Source organism: Salmonella sp. JXY0409-18 (assembly GCF_020268625.1).
GTDB lineage: Bacteria > Pseudomonadota > Gammaproteobacteria > Enterobacterales > Enterobacteriaceae > Salmonella > Salmonella enterica.
Genome location: NZ_CP084216.1, coordinates 3057423 through 3072494 on the forward strand (window position 1 = coordinate 3057423; position 15072 = coordinate 3072494).

General features: G+C 45.1%; 17 protein-coding genes and 1 pseudogene. 3 read left to right on the plus strand and 15 right to left on the minus strand.

Annotation, left to right across the window (positions count from 1 at the left end):
- Positions 1–425 precede the first annotated feature (425 nt).
- The 11 genes from LDB27_RS14970 to LDB27_RS15020 form a co-directional block, all read right to left on the minus strand.
- Positions 426–1154 (minus strand): methyltransferase, encoded by a 729-nt coding sequence (locus tag LDB27_RS14970; protein WP_000135033.1) that lies wholly within the window; start codon positions 1152–1154, stop codon positions 426–428.
- 311 nt (positions 1155–1465) lie between these two features.
- Positions 1466–1795: a hypothetical protein gene (locus LDB27_RS14975; protein ID WP_000722133.1), complete on the minus strand. Its 330-nt coding sequence runs from the start codon at positions 1793–1795 to the stop codon at positions 1466–1468.
- Positions 1796–1813: 18 nt separating this feature from the next.
- Positions 1814–2176, minus strand: coding sequence for a hypothetical protein (locus tag LDB27_RS14980; protein ID WP_000719895.1), 363 nt, complete (start codon positions 2174–2176; stop codon positions 1814–1816).
- 1 nt (position 2177) lies between these two features.
- Positions 2178–2870 carry a hypothetical protein gene (locus tag LDB27_RS14985; RefSeq protein WP_225519868.1) on the minus strand — a complete coding sequence of 231 codons (693 nt, stop codon included), beginning with the start codon at positions 2868–2870 and terminating at the stop codon, positions 2178–2180.
- A 489-nt stretch (positions 2871–3359) separates the two neighbouring features.
- Positions 3360–3938 carry a hypothetical protein gene (locus LDB27_RS14990; RefSeq protein ID WP_000643709.1) on the minus strand — a complete coding sequence of 193 codons (579 nt, stop codon included), beginning with the start codon at positions 3936–3938 and terminating at the stop codon, positions 3360–3362.
- A 66-nt stretch (positions 3939–4004) separates the two neighbouring features.
- Positions 4005–4406: a hypothetical protein gene (locus LDB27_RS14995; RefSeq protein ID WP_001536992.1), complete on the minus strand. Its 402-nt coding sequence runs from the start codon at positions 4404–4406 to the stop codon at positions 4005–4007.
- Positions 4407–4451: 45 nt separating this feature from the next.
- Positions 4452–4763: a hypothetical protein gene (locus LDB27_RS15000; RefSeq protein ID WP_000768095.1), complete on the minus strand. Its 312-nt coding sequence runs from the start codon at positions 4761–4763 to the stop codon at positions 4452–4454.
- A 264-nt stretch (positions 4764–5027) separates the two neighbouring features.
- Positions 5028–5531: a hypothetical protein gene (locus tag LDB27_RS15005; protein WP_001064751.1), complete on the minus strand. Its 504-nt coding sequence runs from the start codon at positions 5529–5531 to the stop codon at positions 5028–5030.
- A 405-nt stretch (positions 5532–5936) separates the two neighbouring features.
- Positions 5937–6332 (minus strand): hypothetical protein, encoded by a 396-nt coding sequence (locus LDB27_RS15010; RefSeq protein WP_223152473.1) that lies wholly within the window; start codon positions 6330–6332, stop codon positions 5937–5939.
- Positions 6333–6469: 137 nt separating this feature from the next.
- Positions 6470–6622 carry a hypothetical protein gene (locus LDB27_RS15015; RefSeq protein WP_001537402.1) on the minus strand — a complete coding sequence of 51 codons (153 nt, stop codon included), beginning with the start codon at positions 6620–6622 and terminating at the stop codon, positions 6470–6472.
- Between the two features lie 438 nt (positions 6623–7060).
- Positions 7061–8935, minus strand: coding sequence for a recombinase family protein (locus tag LDB27_RS15020; RefSeq protein ID WP_000597961.1), 1875 nt, complete (start codon positions 8933–8935; stop codon positions 7061–7063).
- 69 nt (positions 8936–9004) lie between these two features.
- On the opposite strand from LDB27_RS15020, the pseudogene LDB27_RS15025 reads away from it, so the two are divergent.
- Positions 9005–9619: pseudogene (locus LDB27_RS15025) on the plus strand (pyridoxal phosphatase); the annotation flags it as partial.
- Here LDB27_RS15025 and modC read toward each other — a convergent pair.
- The 4 genes from modC to LDB27_RS15045 form a co-directional block, all read right to left on the minus strand.
- The gene (modC, locus tag LDB27_RS15030) at positions 9620–10678 is read right to left on the minus strand and encodes a molybdenum ABC transporter ATP-binding protein ModC (protein WP_000891710.1); all 1059 of its coding nucleotides are present in this window, start codon (positions 10676–10678) and stop codon (positions 9620–9622) included. It abuts the pseudogene before it with no gap.
- Between the two features lie 2 nt (positions 10679–10680).
- Positions 10681–11370, minus strand: coding sequence for a molybdate ABC transporter permease subunit (gene modB, locus LDB27_RS15035; protein WP_000604026.1), 690 nt, complete (start codon positions 11368–11370; stop codon positions 10681–10683).
- Positions 11370–12143 (minus strand): molybdate ABC transporter substrate-binding protein, encoded by a 774-nt coding sequence (modA, locus tag LDB27_RS15040; protein WP_000951416.1) that lies wholly within the window; start codon positions 12141–12143, stop codon positions 11370–11372. Before modA ends, modB begins: the two co-directional genes overlap by 1 nt.
- Positions 12144–12309: 166 nt before the next feature.
- Positions 12310–12459 carry an AcrZ family multidrug efflux pump-associated protein gene (locus LDB27_RS15045; protein WP_000891513.1) on the minus strand — a complete coding sequence of 50 codons (150 nt, stop codon included), beginning with the start codon at positions 12457–12459 and terminating at the stop codon, positions 12310–12312.
- A gap of 128 nt (positions 12460–12587) precedes the next feature.
- Between LDB27_RS15045 and modE the strand changes: the two genes are divergently transcribed.
- A complete protein-coding gene (modE, locus tag LDB27_RS15050) occupies positions 12588–13376 on the plus strand; it encodes a molybdenum-dependent transcriptional regulator (RefSeq protein WP_001147418.1) in 789 nt (262 codons plus the stop codon).
- A 67-nt stretch (positions 13377–13443) separates the two neighbouring features.
- Positions 13444–14919: a molybdate ABC transporter ATP-binding protein ModF gene (modF, locus tag LDB27_RS15055; protein ID WP_000096921.1), complete on the plus strand. Its 1476-nt coding sequence runs from the start codon at positions 13444–13446 to the stop codon at positions 14917–14919.
- Positions 14920–15072 lie beyond the last annotated feature (153 nt).

Below are 15072 nucleotides of genomic sequence, written 5' to 3' on the forward strand. Positions count from 1 at the left end.
TATGTGATAGTTTTTACCTATCAGTACAGAATTGTGCATTCATGATTAAAATGAATTGTTATGCATATGTCATAGGGTAAACGTTGCCCGTATATCGTCCCGTTGTCGGTCATTTCAATGGCGAGTGATTGCAATTGCTGGATGTGTGTTTGTTCCGTTCCTCGGTATCGTTCCATTGCGTAGGTTTTATTACCGATCTGTACTGAATTATTGTGATAGTTAAATGTAATGTATTTATGTCGTAGTATTAGATAGTCATTACCTATGTGTACGTGTACGTAATAGGGACTACCCAATACTAGATGAATATCTAATATGTTATTTAGATCGTGGCGGGTATATTCATATCCTGATTTGTTGCCGTCCGTGTCAATTGTAGTAGTTCCATTGCTGAAATGAATATATGTTTGCATGATGTTATTTCCCTATAAATTAGTACCGTCATAATCCACTATCACGGATTCACATATAACGGTCGTACCGTTCCATTGATCCTTGTATATGCTCGTGTCTATTCCTACACCTCCGTGTAGTACAAGCCCCGTTTCCCTTTCAAATCGTCCGTACTTAGTAGACTGTATCGAACGGTCATAGAAGGTATGACCTGAATACTTAAAGCCTGCACTTGACTGTGGGACTATCCACGCCCCGTATGATGCATAGTCTTTTGCCCTGTCGATGATCTTGTATTCGAATTCAGATCCTCTATAACGGCCTGTAACGCTCTGTGACGTCTTTATATTACCAAATGGTGGGTTTCCATAGGCTACATCATAAAAACGCGTAGGAGTGTATTCTAGGGCGTCTCCTGTGATCCATTCGGCTTGTGGTAGGATACGTTTACCGATTTGAACGTATTCGGGATTTATTTCTATGCAAGTAATATGTTTGGGTTTATTTCGGCGGTACTGATAGTAGCTTAGAATACCGATACCTGCACATAGTTCTATGCATTGTCCAGTACAGCCAGCATCTAATACAAAATCACACGCTAACCCATCGGGCGTAAAAAATGCACCCGTTGCACCAATGCCATCGCCTCTATAATTTTTGAATATGAATTCTTTATCATCGAATGTTAGTTCACGGTCGGAATGAATTAGATCCATTACCTTATTATGATTTGCCGATTCTTTTTTAGTTACTCTTGCCATAAATTACCCTCAGTTATGAAAGTATTTAGGCATAAAAAAAGCCAGCGGTTAGGCTGGCTTTATGTTAGCGGTATTTGTTCAACTCATTATCTAAGTCTATAAATTCCTGTGGTAGTGGTGCATCTACCGGAAGTCGGTCTAGTTCCAATTCCTTACAGGTTACGATTACTATTAGGTCTTTGTCCTGATAGACTAAGCAATCATTTTCTTTATGGTATTTAAATTCCTTTCCTTTGTAGATGAAAGTGAATCCTTGTTCATGTGATTGTACTTGGCCTATTTCTTTGAATATATTTTTAATGTATATTTCCTTATTTGCAGGTTACTTTTAATGTTGATTTAGTGGCGTAGTATTCGATGGAATAGGTTTTAGTACCGTTATCATCTATACGCCATTCGGCCTCATTGGTGATGCGTTTCATATTGCCGTTATATCTATTGGTAGATTCAAGTACTGGCGATGCACCGATAAAAGTACTTCCCTGTCTTAATTCAAAACGGTTTTTATAGTCCAGTACATCTACCTGAAATTCTTTATCTACGGGTTTACCGTCTCTATACACCTGTGCATTGCAGTTATCATAGCGATCGGCATAGCTATAGGACGATATTAATAATAGTGCGAGTAATATTTTTTTCATTATTACGCTGTCCTCGTATTAGATGTTATCGGGAATTGAAATAGTAGACGCTGGCACATCTAACCCAATCATATTGGGGCGTTGTGGTGCTGTGGTGGCGTTCGTGTGGCTACCGTGGGCTTTGTGTTCATTGAATGAGTGAACATTAGCTAGGCGGTATCCGTCGATGATACAGCCACCAGTGCTAGGACGATCTTCACCCAATAGTACGGGTGGACAATCACTAGCGAACTGTGGACGGTACTGATCATTACCAATCGGGAACATAACTAGGGTACGCCCGTTTATATCTCCTACTACTGCATCGTCCATGAATGCGTAATGATTATTGCTACAGCCAGTAATTAGTACAGCAATACCCATTGCAATGATCTTTTTCATTTTACACCTTCTTATAGTTATCCATTACTACGGTTTTAAATTCGCTCGTAGTTGCGTTTGGGTTTTTCTTTTTATATTGTTCGTAAAATTTCATTGCCTTTGCATTCAGGCGACCGCGTTCATTGATATGAAATTCTACCTTTTCATATTTAGCATTGATCGGATGTGTATCACGATATTCGGTACTGTATGCCATAAGTAATTCTGTCGGGTCGGCAAGTTCTGGATTCTTTGCGACCAATGCCATGTATGCCGGATCTTTCTGTAGTGTCGGCGGTAGTACATTATTCACGATGGTATATGTACGGCGTTCGTCTGCTGCATTGTCGTAGATCTCCACCCTGTAGACTCGGTTGTTATTGGTCGTAGTCTTTTGTTTGGTCTTTGCCTTTGTCCGTGGTTCTTCGGTAGCACTAGTAGTACCGCCTGTAACGGCCTGTAGTAGCTCCTGTACGCTTGCAAAAGATCCCGTCTCTACCACACCTTCTAAGAGTTTCATTGCTTCTTGTCGCTTCTGGCCGCGTATCTCGTTGACCATTGGAATGACGTCTGCAAGGCGATCTATCAGCGTCTGTAGTTCGTTCGTGTCCATGTTCGCCAGCTCATTACGGCGGTCGCCGTCCGCCTGTAACATTGCGGGGGTATAGTCATCATTCAGTACAGTAGCGATAAACTTAGTAGTAATGGTTTTCATTCTTTAGTCTCCATGTGATTTAAGAATGCAATGTATCAATGTATTGGGGTATTAGCTACCCCGTAACATGTTTTTCAGTACCTCATAATTTAATGAAAGTAGTGTTTGATTAGTTTCTATTAGTTTATATAGATTTTCCTCTTTAATGGATTTGACTAGATTAATAGTATCTCCAATAATACTATCACCAAATAGTATTAGTACATCTTCGGTAGAAAGGGAACGTATAACAGTAATTACTATTTCGTTTAGTTCCCTTACTTCTTGCCGTACTTTTTCCATAGCTGGATCAGAAAACATTATGGATGTTAACCTTCTTACGTGTTAGTAGTGCAAGTAATGCCTCGTTAAATGATGCGTAGAATTGCTTACCATCGGTATATGGTTTATTGCGGTGGCGTTCCTGTTTACTCATTGAAACGCTACCTACCTTTTTATCGTGATCGTCGTACACTTCGGTAATTAGACCACCAGCAATTATATTGAGTCTCATTTTTTAGCATTAATTTCGTAGCTATGTTCTTTGGCTACGTACTCAATCATTACCCTAAGCATTTTGCAGTTTTGATAATATGCGGGTAATTCTTCCTTAACACTCGGTGCAAGGCTGATATTTTGTTTCCAACTAAATGATCCGTCCTGACATGCATAGAGTACAAATAAAGGCTGAATATAACCTTTCATGCCAAATACAACTACGTGCATTCCATCTACCATCGATTCTTCGATAGTAATGTTACGGCGTTCGGCATAACCATAGGTCGCGGCATCTACGGCATTTTGCAGGGGGATATATTCTTGTAAAGTCATTTTATATTGTTCCTCTAATGTACGTGCATAGCTTTTGAAAACATCTAACAATGTACCTTTACCACCCAATACGCGGGGCAAGTCTTGTACTTGATAGCCATCGTCTAACGCCCCCTCGCATGTACTGATACATTGTTCAATATTCTGTACCAGTGCGTGGCGTTGGTAGGCGGGAAGCGGTGACGCGATCACTTCCCTAACGATGGTAGAAATATTCGATTGTGCTAAAACAGAATAAACTACATCGATTGCTTTCATTAATATTGTCCAGTTAGTACGAAAATAATCATTAATAGTACGAATAAAACACGCTCGGCAGTGATTTTAAATGTAATGATCATGATCACCTGCCAATTCATTAATTACGAAATCGGATAATGCTTCTTGTTCGGCGTGGCTGGCGATGCGTCCCAATATGAAACGAATGTATACGCGAATAAGTGCATTACGTTGTTTACCTGCATAGCAAGGGTGAGTACGTAAATCACGTTCTACATGATTATCGGTAGTACCGATTTTCATGATCCCGTTGTTATAGTCTACGGATACCTGTAAACCCGATTCAAATGCAAAGAATGCGTAGTTTGGATTATCCATTGCATAGGTACTAATTTGTGCCGTAGTACCGTTGTCGTGGGTCTGTACTTCTACGTTGGCATAAAAACCCATTGAGGATTCATTTAAATCCTTTACGTAGTTAGCAGTGAAGCTTTTGTACTTCTTCATGTTTGTCACTCCGTGTTGTTGCTGGAGTTTCAATAGTAGTAGCTACTATATTGGCTTGCAACTACTATTTTCTATAAAAATCATTTCTTGTTGAATAGTAATGATTTTTTCTACGTCATATAGTACCGATTGTTGGAACAATTCGGCCTCACTCATACCTACGAATGTAGGTAAATGGCGGCTTCGGCCTTCTTCTATGTACTCCTGGCTAAACACTTTGCTGTACATATGGTAGACGATCCTTAGATCGTCCTGTCCGTAGTATATTAGTACCTGTGGGTATACGGTGATGGTTTCGCCGCTTTCGTACTTGCGTATCTTGTGCGTGATCCTGTCGTCTTCTTCTTTAAGTTTCATTGTCTAGTCCTCTGTAGTATGCCTTTGTTGCTCTAAGCCCATAGCGGCGGTTTAGATGCGTATAGGCGGGTGTCTGGGCGTGTTCTTTGCGGTAGGTGCTTATGTACTGGCATATGCATTCCTGTAGTTCCTCACCTACGGGGGGTGTATCGGTCAATGGGGTTTGTACTGGCTTTGAGTACATCCCATTCTTATCTGCACCAAATTTACGGTAGTTATTGGTTATGTTTCCTTTGTGCCAATTCTTTTTCATTTGTATTACTCCTATAGTTTAAATGATTCAGTACGACCACCACGAATTTTCATCATCACATCATCGACAGATTTATTTCCCGTAGATTTAAATTCGGGCATAGTATTTGCTATTTCACTTACTGGCGTATTGCATTGTTTTTGTATAATCTTGTTATTGTAGTAAGTTTGTTGGATTGGTGAATAGTCTATTGTGCGTTTCATTATTTCATATACATTACCGATCATTGTCATGATGTTCTCTAATTGTGTTAGTTCTAAAAGTGATTGGTTTTGTTGATTATGAAATTTAGTTCCCAATTCTGGCGGTATAGTTGGTAAAGTATTCATTATGGATTCATATAAACCATATGCTTTATCAAAAGTCATACTGTCACTTACTACCATCAATGTTATTGTACTGGTTGCATTGCTTTGGTACTCGAAAAGTTGTTCTACTGGATCATTATGTAGTCCTACTTTTAAAAGTGTGTTACTTCCTTCTACTGCCATAATGTAAAGTTGTTGGTTATTCATTTCTTTATTTCCTCATATTAAGCCCTCGGCGGGCGGATCGGCTCGGCTCGGTGGCGGCGGTGACTTCGGGGCATAACTCAAAAATACTTTGTCCTAAGTCACTTCTGTACTTAATTAAAGGGGAGTAACGGGGATCGGGTTTGGTATCGCTTGCGATTGCCAAAACGGGCAAGTTTCGCTCTTATTAATTATATATTTTCAATGGCTAACGCTTGCGGTAGACATTCAGAATATGAAATAAATCTGCTTCGCTAAAGAAAAAACTTTGTTATTCCATTAAAACTCAAAATAATATTAATATAGTTGGAAAAACCCCAAAAACACCCCTGTAAGCCGCATTCTACCGTTGATTTTTCCAATAGTTTTTCCATTTTTTAAAAATCCACTTAAAACTGTTGGAAAAACTCATAAGCTATTAATATATGCCTTGATACGCATTAGGCTCGTACCGTCATGTAGCATCTGTTTTAGTTTGTTCGTTTCGTCGCTCGTTAGGTTACGTGCATCACCATTGAGAGTGTACTTAATCATTACTCCGTGGTTGTATGCTTCCAGTAGTTCGACGGCTGCACGATGGGCTATATTGCGGTAATTGTAGATGGATGATTTAGCCAACTTCTTTTCACCCTTAAATTGTTTTTCAAAGTTTAAGAATGATTCTACTTCACTGGTAGAGAGACTTTCTATTTTACATACCATCTTGAATATTACTTTCTTACTTACTTTGTTTCTACTACTTGAAAGTACCGAATCTATTGCATCACTAATGATCTTCTGTCCTTCGTTGGTCAATTGGTTCAAGTACGAATAACCTTTCATGATCTGTACTAACTCGCTATTGTCGTAAATCTTACGGGGTCTACTCACTATAAATACTCCTATACATTATAATATTCTCCTGTGGGTTAACTGTTTCGGCAGTTACCCACTTTTTTTTGTTAATTGCTTTTTAAGGCTGCTTCTTTATTGATAAGGTACTGTACGGCGGCGGCGATAGATTTATGTTCACCACTATCTACCATTCTTTGTAAAGTATCTTCTTGTGTTTTGGTAATGCGTACTGTTATTTGTTTTGCTTTAGTGTCTTTCATGAATACTCCTTTGACATTCATTTTTATGTTTTTTACGTGCAAAAAAACCGCCCCTTGCGAGGCGTGTTTAACTACGTCTGATTTATTATATTTATTTCCCATATCTATAATAGCTCATGAATCGCATTTTGTCCCAACTTTCTACGATTATTTATCAAAATCCGTAAAAAACCGTCCCAAATAAGCCAAATCATGAATAAAATAAACAAGTACTTAATGAATCCAGTTACCATAATGGTAAATCCGATTAAAAGTACAAGTATTGTAATTAGCCATTCCATATAAGTATTTTCCTACTATTTTAATCTATTTAGGGAAAACAAAAAAATGGGGCATATATGCCCCTTATCACCAATTGGAATAGTTTATTATTGCGGTGATCAAAAATAAAGATCTTCGTAATTATTCCCGAATTACCGTTTTTTTTGTAAATTTTCTTTACATAACCTTACCTTCGAAAATTCCAATATTTTTACTTTCTGCGGCTTCTATTAATGCAGGTGTAATTACTTCTCCATTACTTACATAACCCTTATTCCCTTCATGAAGTTCATAAGTTTCTATTACGCCTTTCTTCTTATCTACTTTAAGTCCATGCTGTAGAACTGTACCTGTATTGTACTGAATGGTAATAAAGTAGATATTCTTTTCAGTACAATTAAAGGTAATGCGTTTAATGATCTTCTGTAGTTCTAGTTCTACCATGTTACGTAATTCATACTCTGCTACATCGAATACGGATTCATTCAGGCTCGTTAGTTCCTCGGCGTTTACGGTAACGCCCGATATGGCTCTAATCTTCTTCTGTAACGCCTCTAAATCGTCTTGTGCATCGACTAATGATGTAACCAGTACAGGACTAGTATTTTTTCCTGCGGCCTTCCTAGCGGCTATAGCGTCTTCATACGTGGCTATATCGCGTAGTAGTTCTACTTCTCGTGTTTTGAGTAATTCTAGTTCACTGTTATTAGTACCCTTGAACATGGTATCAAAATTCAATCCCTTGACGTGTTCTATAATCGCCCTTTCGATTACGGGGTAGTTTAATGCTTTAACGTCGCAGTGTGCATCGCGTTCATTGAGGCAACGCAAATACGAATAGGTATCTACTTTGCCGTTCTTACGTTTCGACCGCACAATGTTATTGAACATTGCACCACCACATTTATAGCAACGGCATAATGACGAAAGAATGAATTGCTTAACTAATTCACCGTCTTCATTTTGCGTAACAGTACCGCCCGTTGTTTGTCCCTTTCCGGTCTTGGTATCTACTTTACGATTTGATTCCAATAATTTTTGAATTAGTTCGAAATCATCGATACTAATGATCTGTGGATATATAGATTCAAAGTACTTTTCACCTTCGCTTTTAGTACGTAATTCTAGTGGCTTCCCGTCGCTATCAAACTCCTGAATAAGTTTGCGTTTCTGAATCTCTACTAATCCAGTTACCGATTTATTTTGTAGTAGTTTGTGTACTGCGGGTGCGTTCCATTCCTTCATGAATTGGAATTCTGCATTCATTTTCTTTGCAATATCTTCGACACTAAAACCAGATTTATAAAATGCCTTAATAGTTTTAATGGCACGTGGTGCATCGATGATACCCGATGTATTAAGTCCATCGACAATATGTTGTACTGCGGTTTTAGTCCACATATACGGAAAGTAATGTTTCAATTCATTTAGTTTCTTTGCAATTAATCCACATGATAAACCTTGTTTGTACATTGCAAACGCTTCTACTACTGCAATAGAACTATTATTAAGACGGTACTCATTATCCCTTACATCGATCCAATATGGTGTACGTGCGGTAATAGCAGTACCGTTATCTAATGCCATCCGGCGGCGACGTTGCCAACCTTTACTAATACGATCACTTTTCTGTTTAGATTCACTATGTGCAAGATTCATCATCATAGATAACATAGGCAAGTTATCGCCATTGATGAATGTATTAAATTTTACTATATGTACTTTAATACCGCCCTTATTAACTAATACGGTAAAATCTTCCATTGCCAGCATAGGATCACGGCGGCTAAAACGGTCAATCGCTTCTAATACTAAATGACTACCCCAATACATACCCGTAATCGCATCTTTGTACCATTTACCTAATTCACCATCACGCATATTACTACCGTCATAGCCAGATATGCCGCGATCTACCATTGCCACTATTTCGTACTGGTCTAATCCGTTACGGGTGACGTACTCGCGAACGTCCGTTTCTTGACGGTCTAACCCGCCCCCACTTAACTGTTCTTGGCTAGAAACACGGCTATATATGAAGGTTTTTATCATGATAACGACACCCCGATAACGGTATAATCTCAACTCGGATTAGGGTGCCATTTTTTTGTATTTTGATCAACTCATTTGTATGATTATCAAGCTAAAACTGTCCTGGATGCCGATCCTATGCCCGTGGATAAGGCGTTGCAGTTGATTGATTTACTGGATGAGCATCAGATTCACGGCCTGATGTATGTTGATGACGCTATGCTTTACGAACACCCAACCGGTCACGTCGTGCGTACCTCCCGGTGGGCGCAGACCTTGCCGCCGGAGCAACGTCCGACCTTTACACAGGTCTCTTCGTTGGCGCAGGCGGCGCGCGACGTGAATGCCGTGTGGAAGTTTGCGCTTACCGATGAAGATATTCCCAGACTACAGCGGTTCGGTCAGCATGTTGAACAGGCGCTTGGCCTGGAGTGCGAATGGTCATGGCACGATCAGGTGGATATCGCGCGCAAAGGCAACAGTAAAGGCAAGCGCCTTACCCAGTGGATAGAAGCGCAGGGAGGGTCAATGAAAAATGTGATCGCTTTCGGCGATAACTACAACGACATCAGTATGCTGGAGGCGGCAGGCACCGGCGTTGCGATGGGCAACGCCGATGAGGCGGTGAAAGCGCGCGCTGACGTTGTGATCGGCGATAACACTACCGATAGCATCGCCAAATTTATTTACACCCACCTGCTATAGTCAGGCGGTGATAGAAACGCTTTTCACCTGCGCGTAAAGCCACAGGCCAGGCTTGATATTCAGCTCATCCCTGGCCCACGGGCTTATTCGCGCCCACAGCGTTCTGCCGCCTATCTCAAGCTGGACTTCCACCTGTCCGTTATCGTCATAACAATTCGCCACTTTTGCCCGCAATACGTTGCGGATACTGGTCTGCTGCGGCGGCTGTAGTACCAGCGAGACATCCGACGCCTGTATACGAATACGCAGTGTGGATTGCAGCGGCTGATTGAGTTTATTTACCCACAGGTGCTGGTCGCCAAGCGCCAGAGCGGTCATGGCATAATGCGGGTGATGCTCCAGCACGCTGACTTTCAGAATACTGCTCTGTTGCTCTTTCGGCAGCCACGGGTGCATAACGCTGCTTCCCCAGACCTCCTCCAGCGGGCCAAACGCTTTAACCTGTCCATCCTCCAGCACCATGACTTTATCCGCCAGGTGGAGAATTTCATCGAGAGAATGGCTGACATACAGCATGGGAATATTGATTTCCCGCGCCAGCCGTTGCAGGTACGGCAGTAATTCGCGTTTTCGCGGGATATCCAGCGAGGCCAACGGTTCGTCCAACAGCAGCAACTCCGGGGCGGTGAGCAATGCCCGGCCTATCGCTACGCGCTGTTTTTCTCCGCCGGACAGGCTCCCCGGCAGGCGATCAAGCAACGCTTCAATTCCCAGCAGCGACACCAGCTTATCAAACTGACCGGTCATGCTTTTCGCCATGCCGTAGCGCAAATTGCCGCGTACTTTGTAATGGGGGAACAGGCGCGCATCCTGGAAAACATAACCGATGCGGCGCTTTTCCGGCGTTAAACAGATACCGTTTTCCGCGTCATGCAACACTCGGCCATTCAGCGCGATGCGTCCTTTTTGCGGGCGAGTCAAACCGCTGATGGCATTAATCAGCGAGGTTTTTCCCGCGCCGGAGACGCCAAAGATAGCCGTGATCCCACTGGCTGGCAGCGTTTCGTTGAGGGTTAAACAGTGCGTTCCCAGCGTCTGGGAAAAATTAAGCTCCAGCATGGTTAGCGCCCCGTCCGTTCACGGCTAATCCGCGCCAGCCATTCAGAAATCAACAGCGAAATCAGCGCTAATACAATCGAAATCACGCACAGCCTCGCCGCCGCGCTCTCCCCGCCCGGCGTCTGGATCAAGGTATACATGGCGGAAGGTATGGTGCGGGTTTCGCCCGGAATATTGGAAACAAAGGTAATGGTTGCGCCAAATTCGCCAAGCGAACGGGCAAACGCCAGCACCGTACCGACAATAATGCCCGGCAGGGTAAGCGGTAAGGTGATAGTCAGAAAAACGCGCCAGCGCCCGGCGCCCAGCGTTCTGGCGGCCTGTTCAAGCTTGATATCCACCCCCTCCAGCGCCAGCCGAATGGCCCGCACCATCAGCGGGAAGGACATCACCGCCGCCGCCAGCACGGCGCCGCGCCAGCTAAAGGCAAACGTGAGACCGAACCAGTCATACAGCCACTGGCCAATAAACCCGCGTCGCCCCATCGACACCAACAGCAGATAGCCGACCACCACCGGCGGCAGCACCAGCGGCAGATGCAGGACGCTATCAAGTAAGGCTTTGCCCGGAAACCGGCATCGCACCAGTAACCAGGCAAAAAAGATCCCAAACGGCAGGCTAAACAGCACGGCCAGGGAAGACACTTTCAGGCTAAGAAGGACAGCCTGCCATTCTGGATCGGTCAGTATCATTACTTCGTCGTAAATCCATAACGTTTAAAGATTGCCGAGGCCTGCGGTCCTTTCAGGTAATCATAGAACGCGCTGACGGTCGCATTTTTATGCCCCTCCACGATAGCGATGGGGTATTCCACTTTTTTATGTGAATCTTCCGGGAACGTCGCCACCACGTTGACCCCCTTGCTGGCGACCGCATCAGAACCGTATACAATGCCCAAAGGCGCTTCGTTACGTTCGACCAGCGCCAACGCGCCGCGCACATCCTCGCCCGGCGCCAGTTTCGGTTCAAGCGTTTGCCATGCGCCCAACTTTTGCAGCGCTTCTTTGGCATAAATTCCCGCCGGTACGTGTTGCGGATCGCCCACTGCCAGACGTCCGCCGTTCAGCAGACGAATCCAGTCCGTTTTGTTGTCGATGGTAAACGGTTTTTGCTCGCTGGCTTTCGGCGCCACCACCACCAGGCTATTGCCAAGCAATGTTTCGCGCGTCGTGGTATCCACCGCTTTTTTATCGGCTGCGTAATCCATCCATTTCTGGTCAGCAGAGATGAACAGATCCGCCGGCGCGCCCGCTTCTATCTGGCGCGCCAGCGTTGAAGAGGAGGCGAATGAGGAGACCACATCCACATTTTTCTCTTTTTTATATTCTGCCGCAATGTCTTGCATCGCGTTCGTTAGCGACGCGGCGGCAAATACGGTGATCTTGCCTTCATCCGCCAGCGCATGACCAGCGATGACGAAAGATAATGTCGCCCCTGCGACCAGGCGTAACCAGGAATGCGCCATCTGTAACTCCTTGTGCGTTTCGTTATGTAAACGACAATATAACGATAATCTCAGGGGTTTCCCAGCGGTTATTCATACCCATTAACGATTAAACACAGAAAATATCGGCAGGAAAAGCAGGATCTTGAGTAACAAAAACGCCCGACTGAGCGGGCGTTTGGGGAAATCAGCGGTTCTGTCTGGACTGGTCTTTCTGACCGATACCGGAAAAAATGTTGAACACCTCACCCAGACCGTAAATCAGACCGAGGATGATGGCCATCACTACCGGTACCATGATGACGGCGAATACCAGACTTTTTAATAACTCTAACATGGGCAACTCCAGATATAGTCCTTTTTGTATTTTAACCGCATCACACAGAAAAGCACTCCCCTTTTGTGCGGTCGGCTTTGCGCTGACGCGCTTTTCAGTCACAATAGTCTTTTTACCAGGAGCTGGTTATGCAGGCCGAAATCCTTCTTACCCTGAAACTTCAGCAAAAGCTTTTTGCCGATCCCCGACGTATCTCTCTGCTGAAACACATTGCGCTTTCCGGCTCGATTAGTCAGGGCGCGAAAGACGCGGGAATCAGCTATAAGAGCGCCTGGGATGCGATAAACGACATGAACCAGCTTAGTGAACATATGCTGGTTGAACGCGCAACGGGCGGCAAAGGCGGCGGCGGCGCGGTATTAACCCGCTATGGTCAGCGTCTGATCCAGCTTTACGATTTGCTGGGCCAAATTCAGCAAAAAGCGTTCGATGTGTTAAGCGACGATGACGCCCTGCCGCTTGACAGTCTGCTGGCCGCTATTTCCCGCTTTTCACTGCAAACCAGCGCCCGAAATCAGTGGTTCGGCACCATTACCGCCCGCGATCGCGATCAGGTGCAACAGCATGTCGATGTGCTGCTGGCCGACGGCAAAACGCGGCTTAAAGTCGCGCTGACGGCGCAAAGCGGCGAGCGTCTCGGCCTGGAGGAAGGTAAAGAAGTGCTGATCCTGCTAAAAGCGCCGTGGGTTGGCATTACCCGGGATGCAGCCGTTGCGCGCGCCGCTGACAATCAGTTGTCGGGAACGATCAGCCATATCGAGCGCGGCGCGGAACAGTGTGAAGTGTTGATGGCGCTGCCGGACGGCCAGACGCTGTGCGCCACGATACCGACTTCAGATGCCGCCACGTTAAAGGAAGGCGATGACGTGATTGCCTGGTTTAATGCGGACAGAGTGATTATTGCAACGTTGTGCTAAGCACATTGACATCCGTTGCCGAAAGACGTATCCCTGTCATTCATCGCTGCAAAAAATGGGATGCAAAATGTCATCGTTGCAAATTTCGCAAGGCACGTTTCGTCTGAGCGATACAAAAACACTTCATCTGGATTCGCTGACGCTCAATGCGGGCGATAGCTGGGCATTCGTTGGGGCTAACGGGAGCGGGAAGTCGGCGCTCGCCCGCGCGCTGGCGGGTGAACTGCCATTATTAACAGGCGAGCGCCAGTGTCAGTTTACCCGCATTACTCGTCTGTCCTTTGAACAATTGCAAAAGCTGGTCAGCGATGAATGGCAACGTAATAACACCGATATGCTCAGTCCTGGCGAAGACGATACCGGGCGCACTACCGCGGAAATTATTCAGGATGATGTTCACCATCCTGCCCGCTGTGCGATGCTGGCGCAGCAGTTCGGCATTTCCGCTTTACTCAACAGGCGTTTTAAATACCTTTCTACCGGCGAGACGCGAAAAGCGCTGCTGTGTCAGGCGATGATGTCTGAGCCGGAGTTATTGATCCTTGATGAACCGTTCGACGGGCTTGACGTGACCGCCCGTCAACAACTGGCGCAACGCCTGACGGCGTTGAACCAGGCGGGTATTACCCTGGCGCTGGTACTCAACCGTTTTGATGAAATCCCGGACTTCGTGCAGTTTGCCGGCGTGCTTGCCGACTGTACGCTGGCGGAAACCGGAACGACGACAGAGTTACTGCAACGGGCGTTGGTCGCTCAACTCGCGCACAGCGAGCGTCTGACAGACGTACAATTACCCGAACCGGACCAACCTTCCGCCCGCCATGCGTTACCCGATGGCGAACCACGGATCGTACTTAACGATGGCGTAGTCTCGTATAACGATCGCCCTATCCTCCACCACCTAAGCTGGCGAGTAAATCCAGGCGAACACTGGCAGATCGTCGGTCCTAACGGAGCGGGTAAGTCTACGTTGCTTAGCCTTATTACTGGCGATCATCCGCAAGGCTACAGCAACGATCTTACGCTGTTCGGGCGGCGGCGAGGAAGCGGCGAAACAATCTGGGATATCAAAAAACATATCGGCTACGTCAGCAGCAGTTTACATCTGGATTACCGCGTCAGTACCACGGTACGCAATGTCATTCTCTCCGGCTATTTCGATTCTATCGGCATTTACCAGGCCGTTTCAGACAGGCAACGAAAACTGGCGCAACAGTGGCTGGATATTCTGGGAATCGATAAGCGCACGGCGGATGCCCCTTTCCACAGTCTCTCCTGGGGACAGCAGCGGCTGGCGCTGATCGTGCGCGCGCTGGTTAAACATCCGACAGTGTTGATTCTGGATGAACCGCTGCAAGGGTTGGATCCGCTGAACCGCCAACTGGTACGCCGTTTTGTGGATGTATTAATTCGCCAGGGAGAGACCCAACTGCTGTTCGTTTCCCATCATGCAGAGGATGCGCCTGCCTGTATTACCCACCGACTGGAATTTGTACCAGAGGGCGAAAGCTATAAGTACGTTTCCGGACGATGCAATAATTAAATGTATTATCAGAATGGCGCCGCGCGCCATTCTGGAACCACTCTCCTTTTATTATGAATAATAATAACGGTCGATAAGCTTACTATCTCTTGAATCGCTGACCGCCTCATTGTCATAATAATCCTGAAATTTTCGACAATGATGTCGTATGTG

Excerpts from the sequence above, each read along its gene's own strand:
- modF (WP_000096921.1), top strand. The coding sequence starts at position 13,444 with ATGTCATCGTTGCAAATTTCGCAAGGCACGTTTCGTCTGAGCGATACA.
- LDB27_RS15045 (WP_000891513.1), bottom strand. The coding sequence starts at position 12,459 with ATGTTAGAGTTATTAAAAAGTCTGGTATTCGCCGTCATCATGGTACCG.
- LDB27_RS14980 (WP_000719895.1), bottom strand. The coding sequence starts at position 2,176 with ATGAAAAAGATCATTGCAATGGGTATTGCTGTACTAATTACTGGCTGT.
- modB (WP_000604026.1), bottom strand. The coding sequence starts at position 11,370 with ATGATACTGACCGATCCAGAATGGCAGGCTGTCCTTCTTAGCCTGAAA.
- LDB27_RS15020 (WP_000597961.1), bottom strand. The coding sequence starts at position 8,935 with ATGATAAAAACCTTCATATATAGCCGTGTTTCTAGCCAAGAACAGTTA.
- LDB27_RS15005 (WP_001064751.1), bottom strand. The coding sequence starts at position 5,531 with ATGAATAACCAACAACTTTACATTATGGCAGTAGAAGGAAGTAACACA.
- LDB27_RS14970 (WP_000135033.1), bottom strand. The coding sequence starts at position 1,154 with ATGGCAAGAGTAACTAAAAAAGAATCGGCAAATCATAATAAGGTAATG.
- modE (WP_001147418.1), top strand. The coding sequence starts at position 12,588 with ATGCAGGCCGAAATCCTTCTTACCCTGAAACTTCAGCAAAAGCTTTTT.
- LDB27_RS14985 (WP_225519868.1), bottom strand. The coding sequence starts at position 2,870 with ATGAAAACCATTACTACTAAGTTTATCGCTACTGTACTGAATGATGAC.
- modC (WP_000891710.1), bottom strand. The coding sequence starts at position 10,678 with ATGCTGGAGCTTAATTTTTCCCAGACGCTGGGAACGCACTGTTTAACC.
- modA (WP_000951416.1), bottom strand. The coding sequence starts at position 12,143 with ATGGCGCATTCCTGGTTACGCCTGGTCGCAGGGGCGACATTATCTTTC.
- LDB27_RS14995 (WP_001536992.1), bottom strand. The coding sequence starts at position 4,406 with ATGAAGAAGTACAAAAGCTTCACTGCTAACTACGTAAAGGATTTAAAT.
- LDB27_RS14975 (WP_000722133.1), bottom strand. The coding sequence starts at position 1,795 with ATGAAAAAAATATTACTCGCACTATTATTAATATCGTCCTATAGCTAT.
- LDB27_RS15015 (WP_001537402.1), bottom strand. The coding sequence starts at position 6,622 with ATGAAAGACACTAAAGCAAAACAAATAACAGTACGCATTACCAAAACA.
- LDB27_RS14990 (WP_000643709.1), bottom strand. The coding sequence starts at position 3,938 with ATGAAAGCAATCGATGTAGTTTATTCTGTTTTAGCACAATCGAATATT.
- LDB27_RS15000 (WP_000768095.1), bottom strand. The coding sequence starts at position 4,763 with ATGAAACTTAAAGAAGAAGACGACAGGATCACGCACAAGATACGCAAG.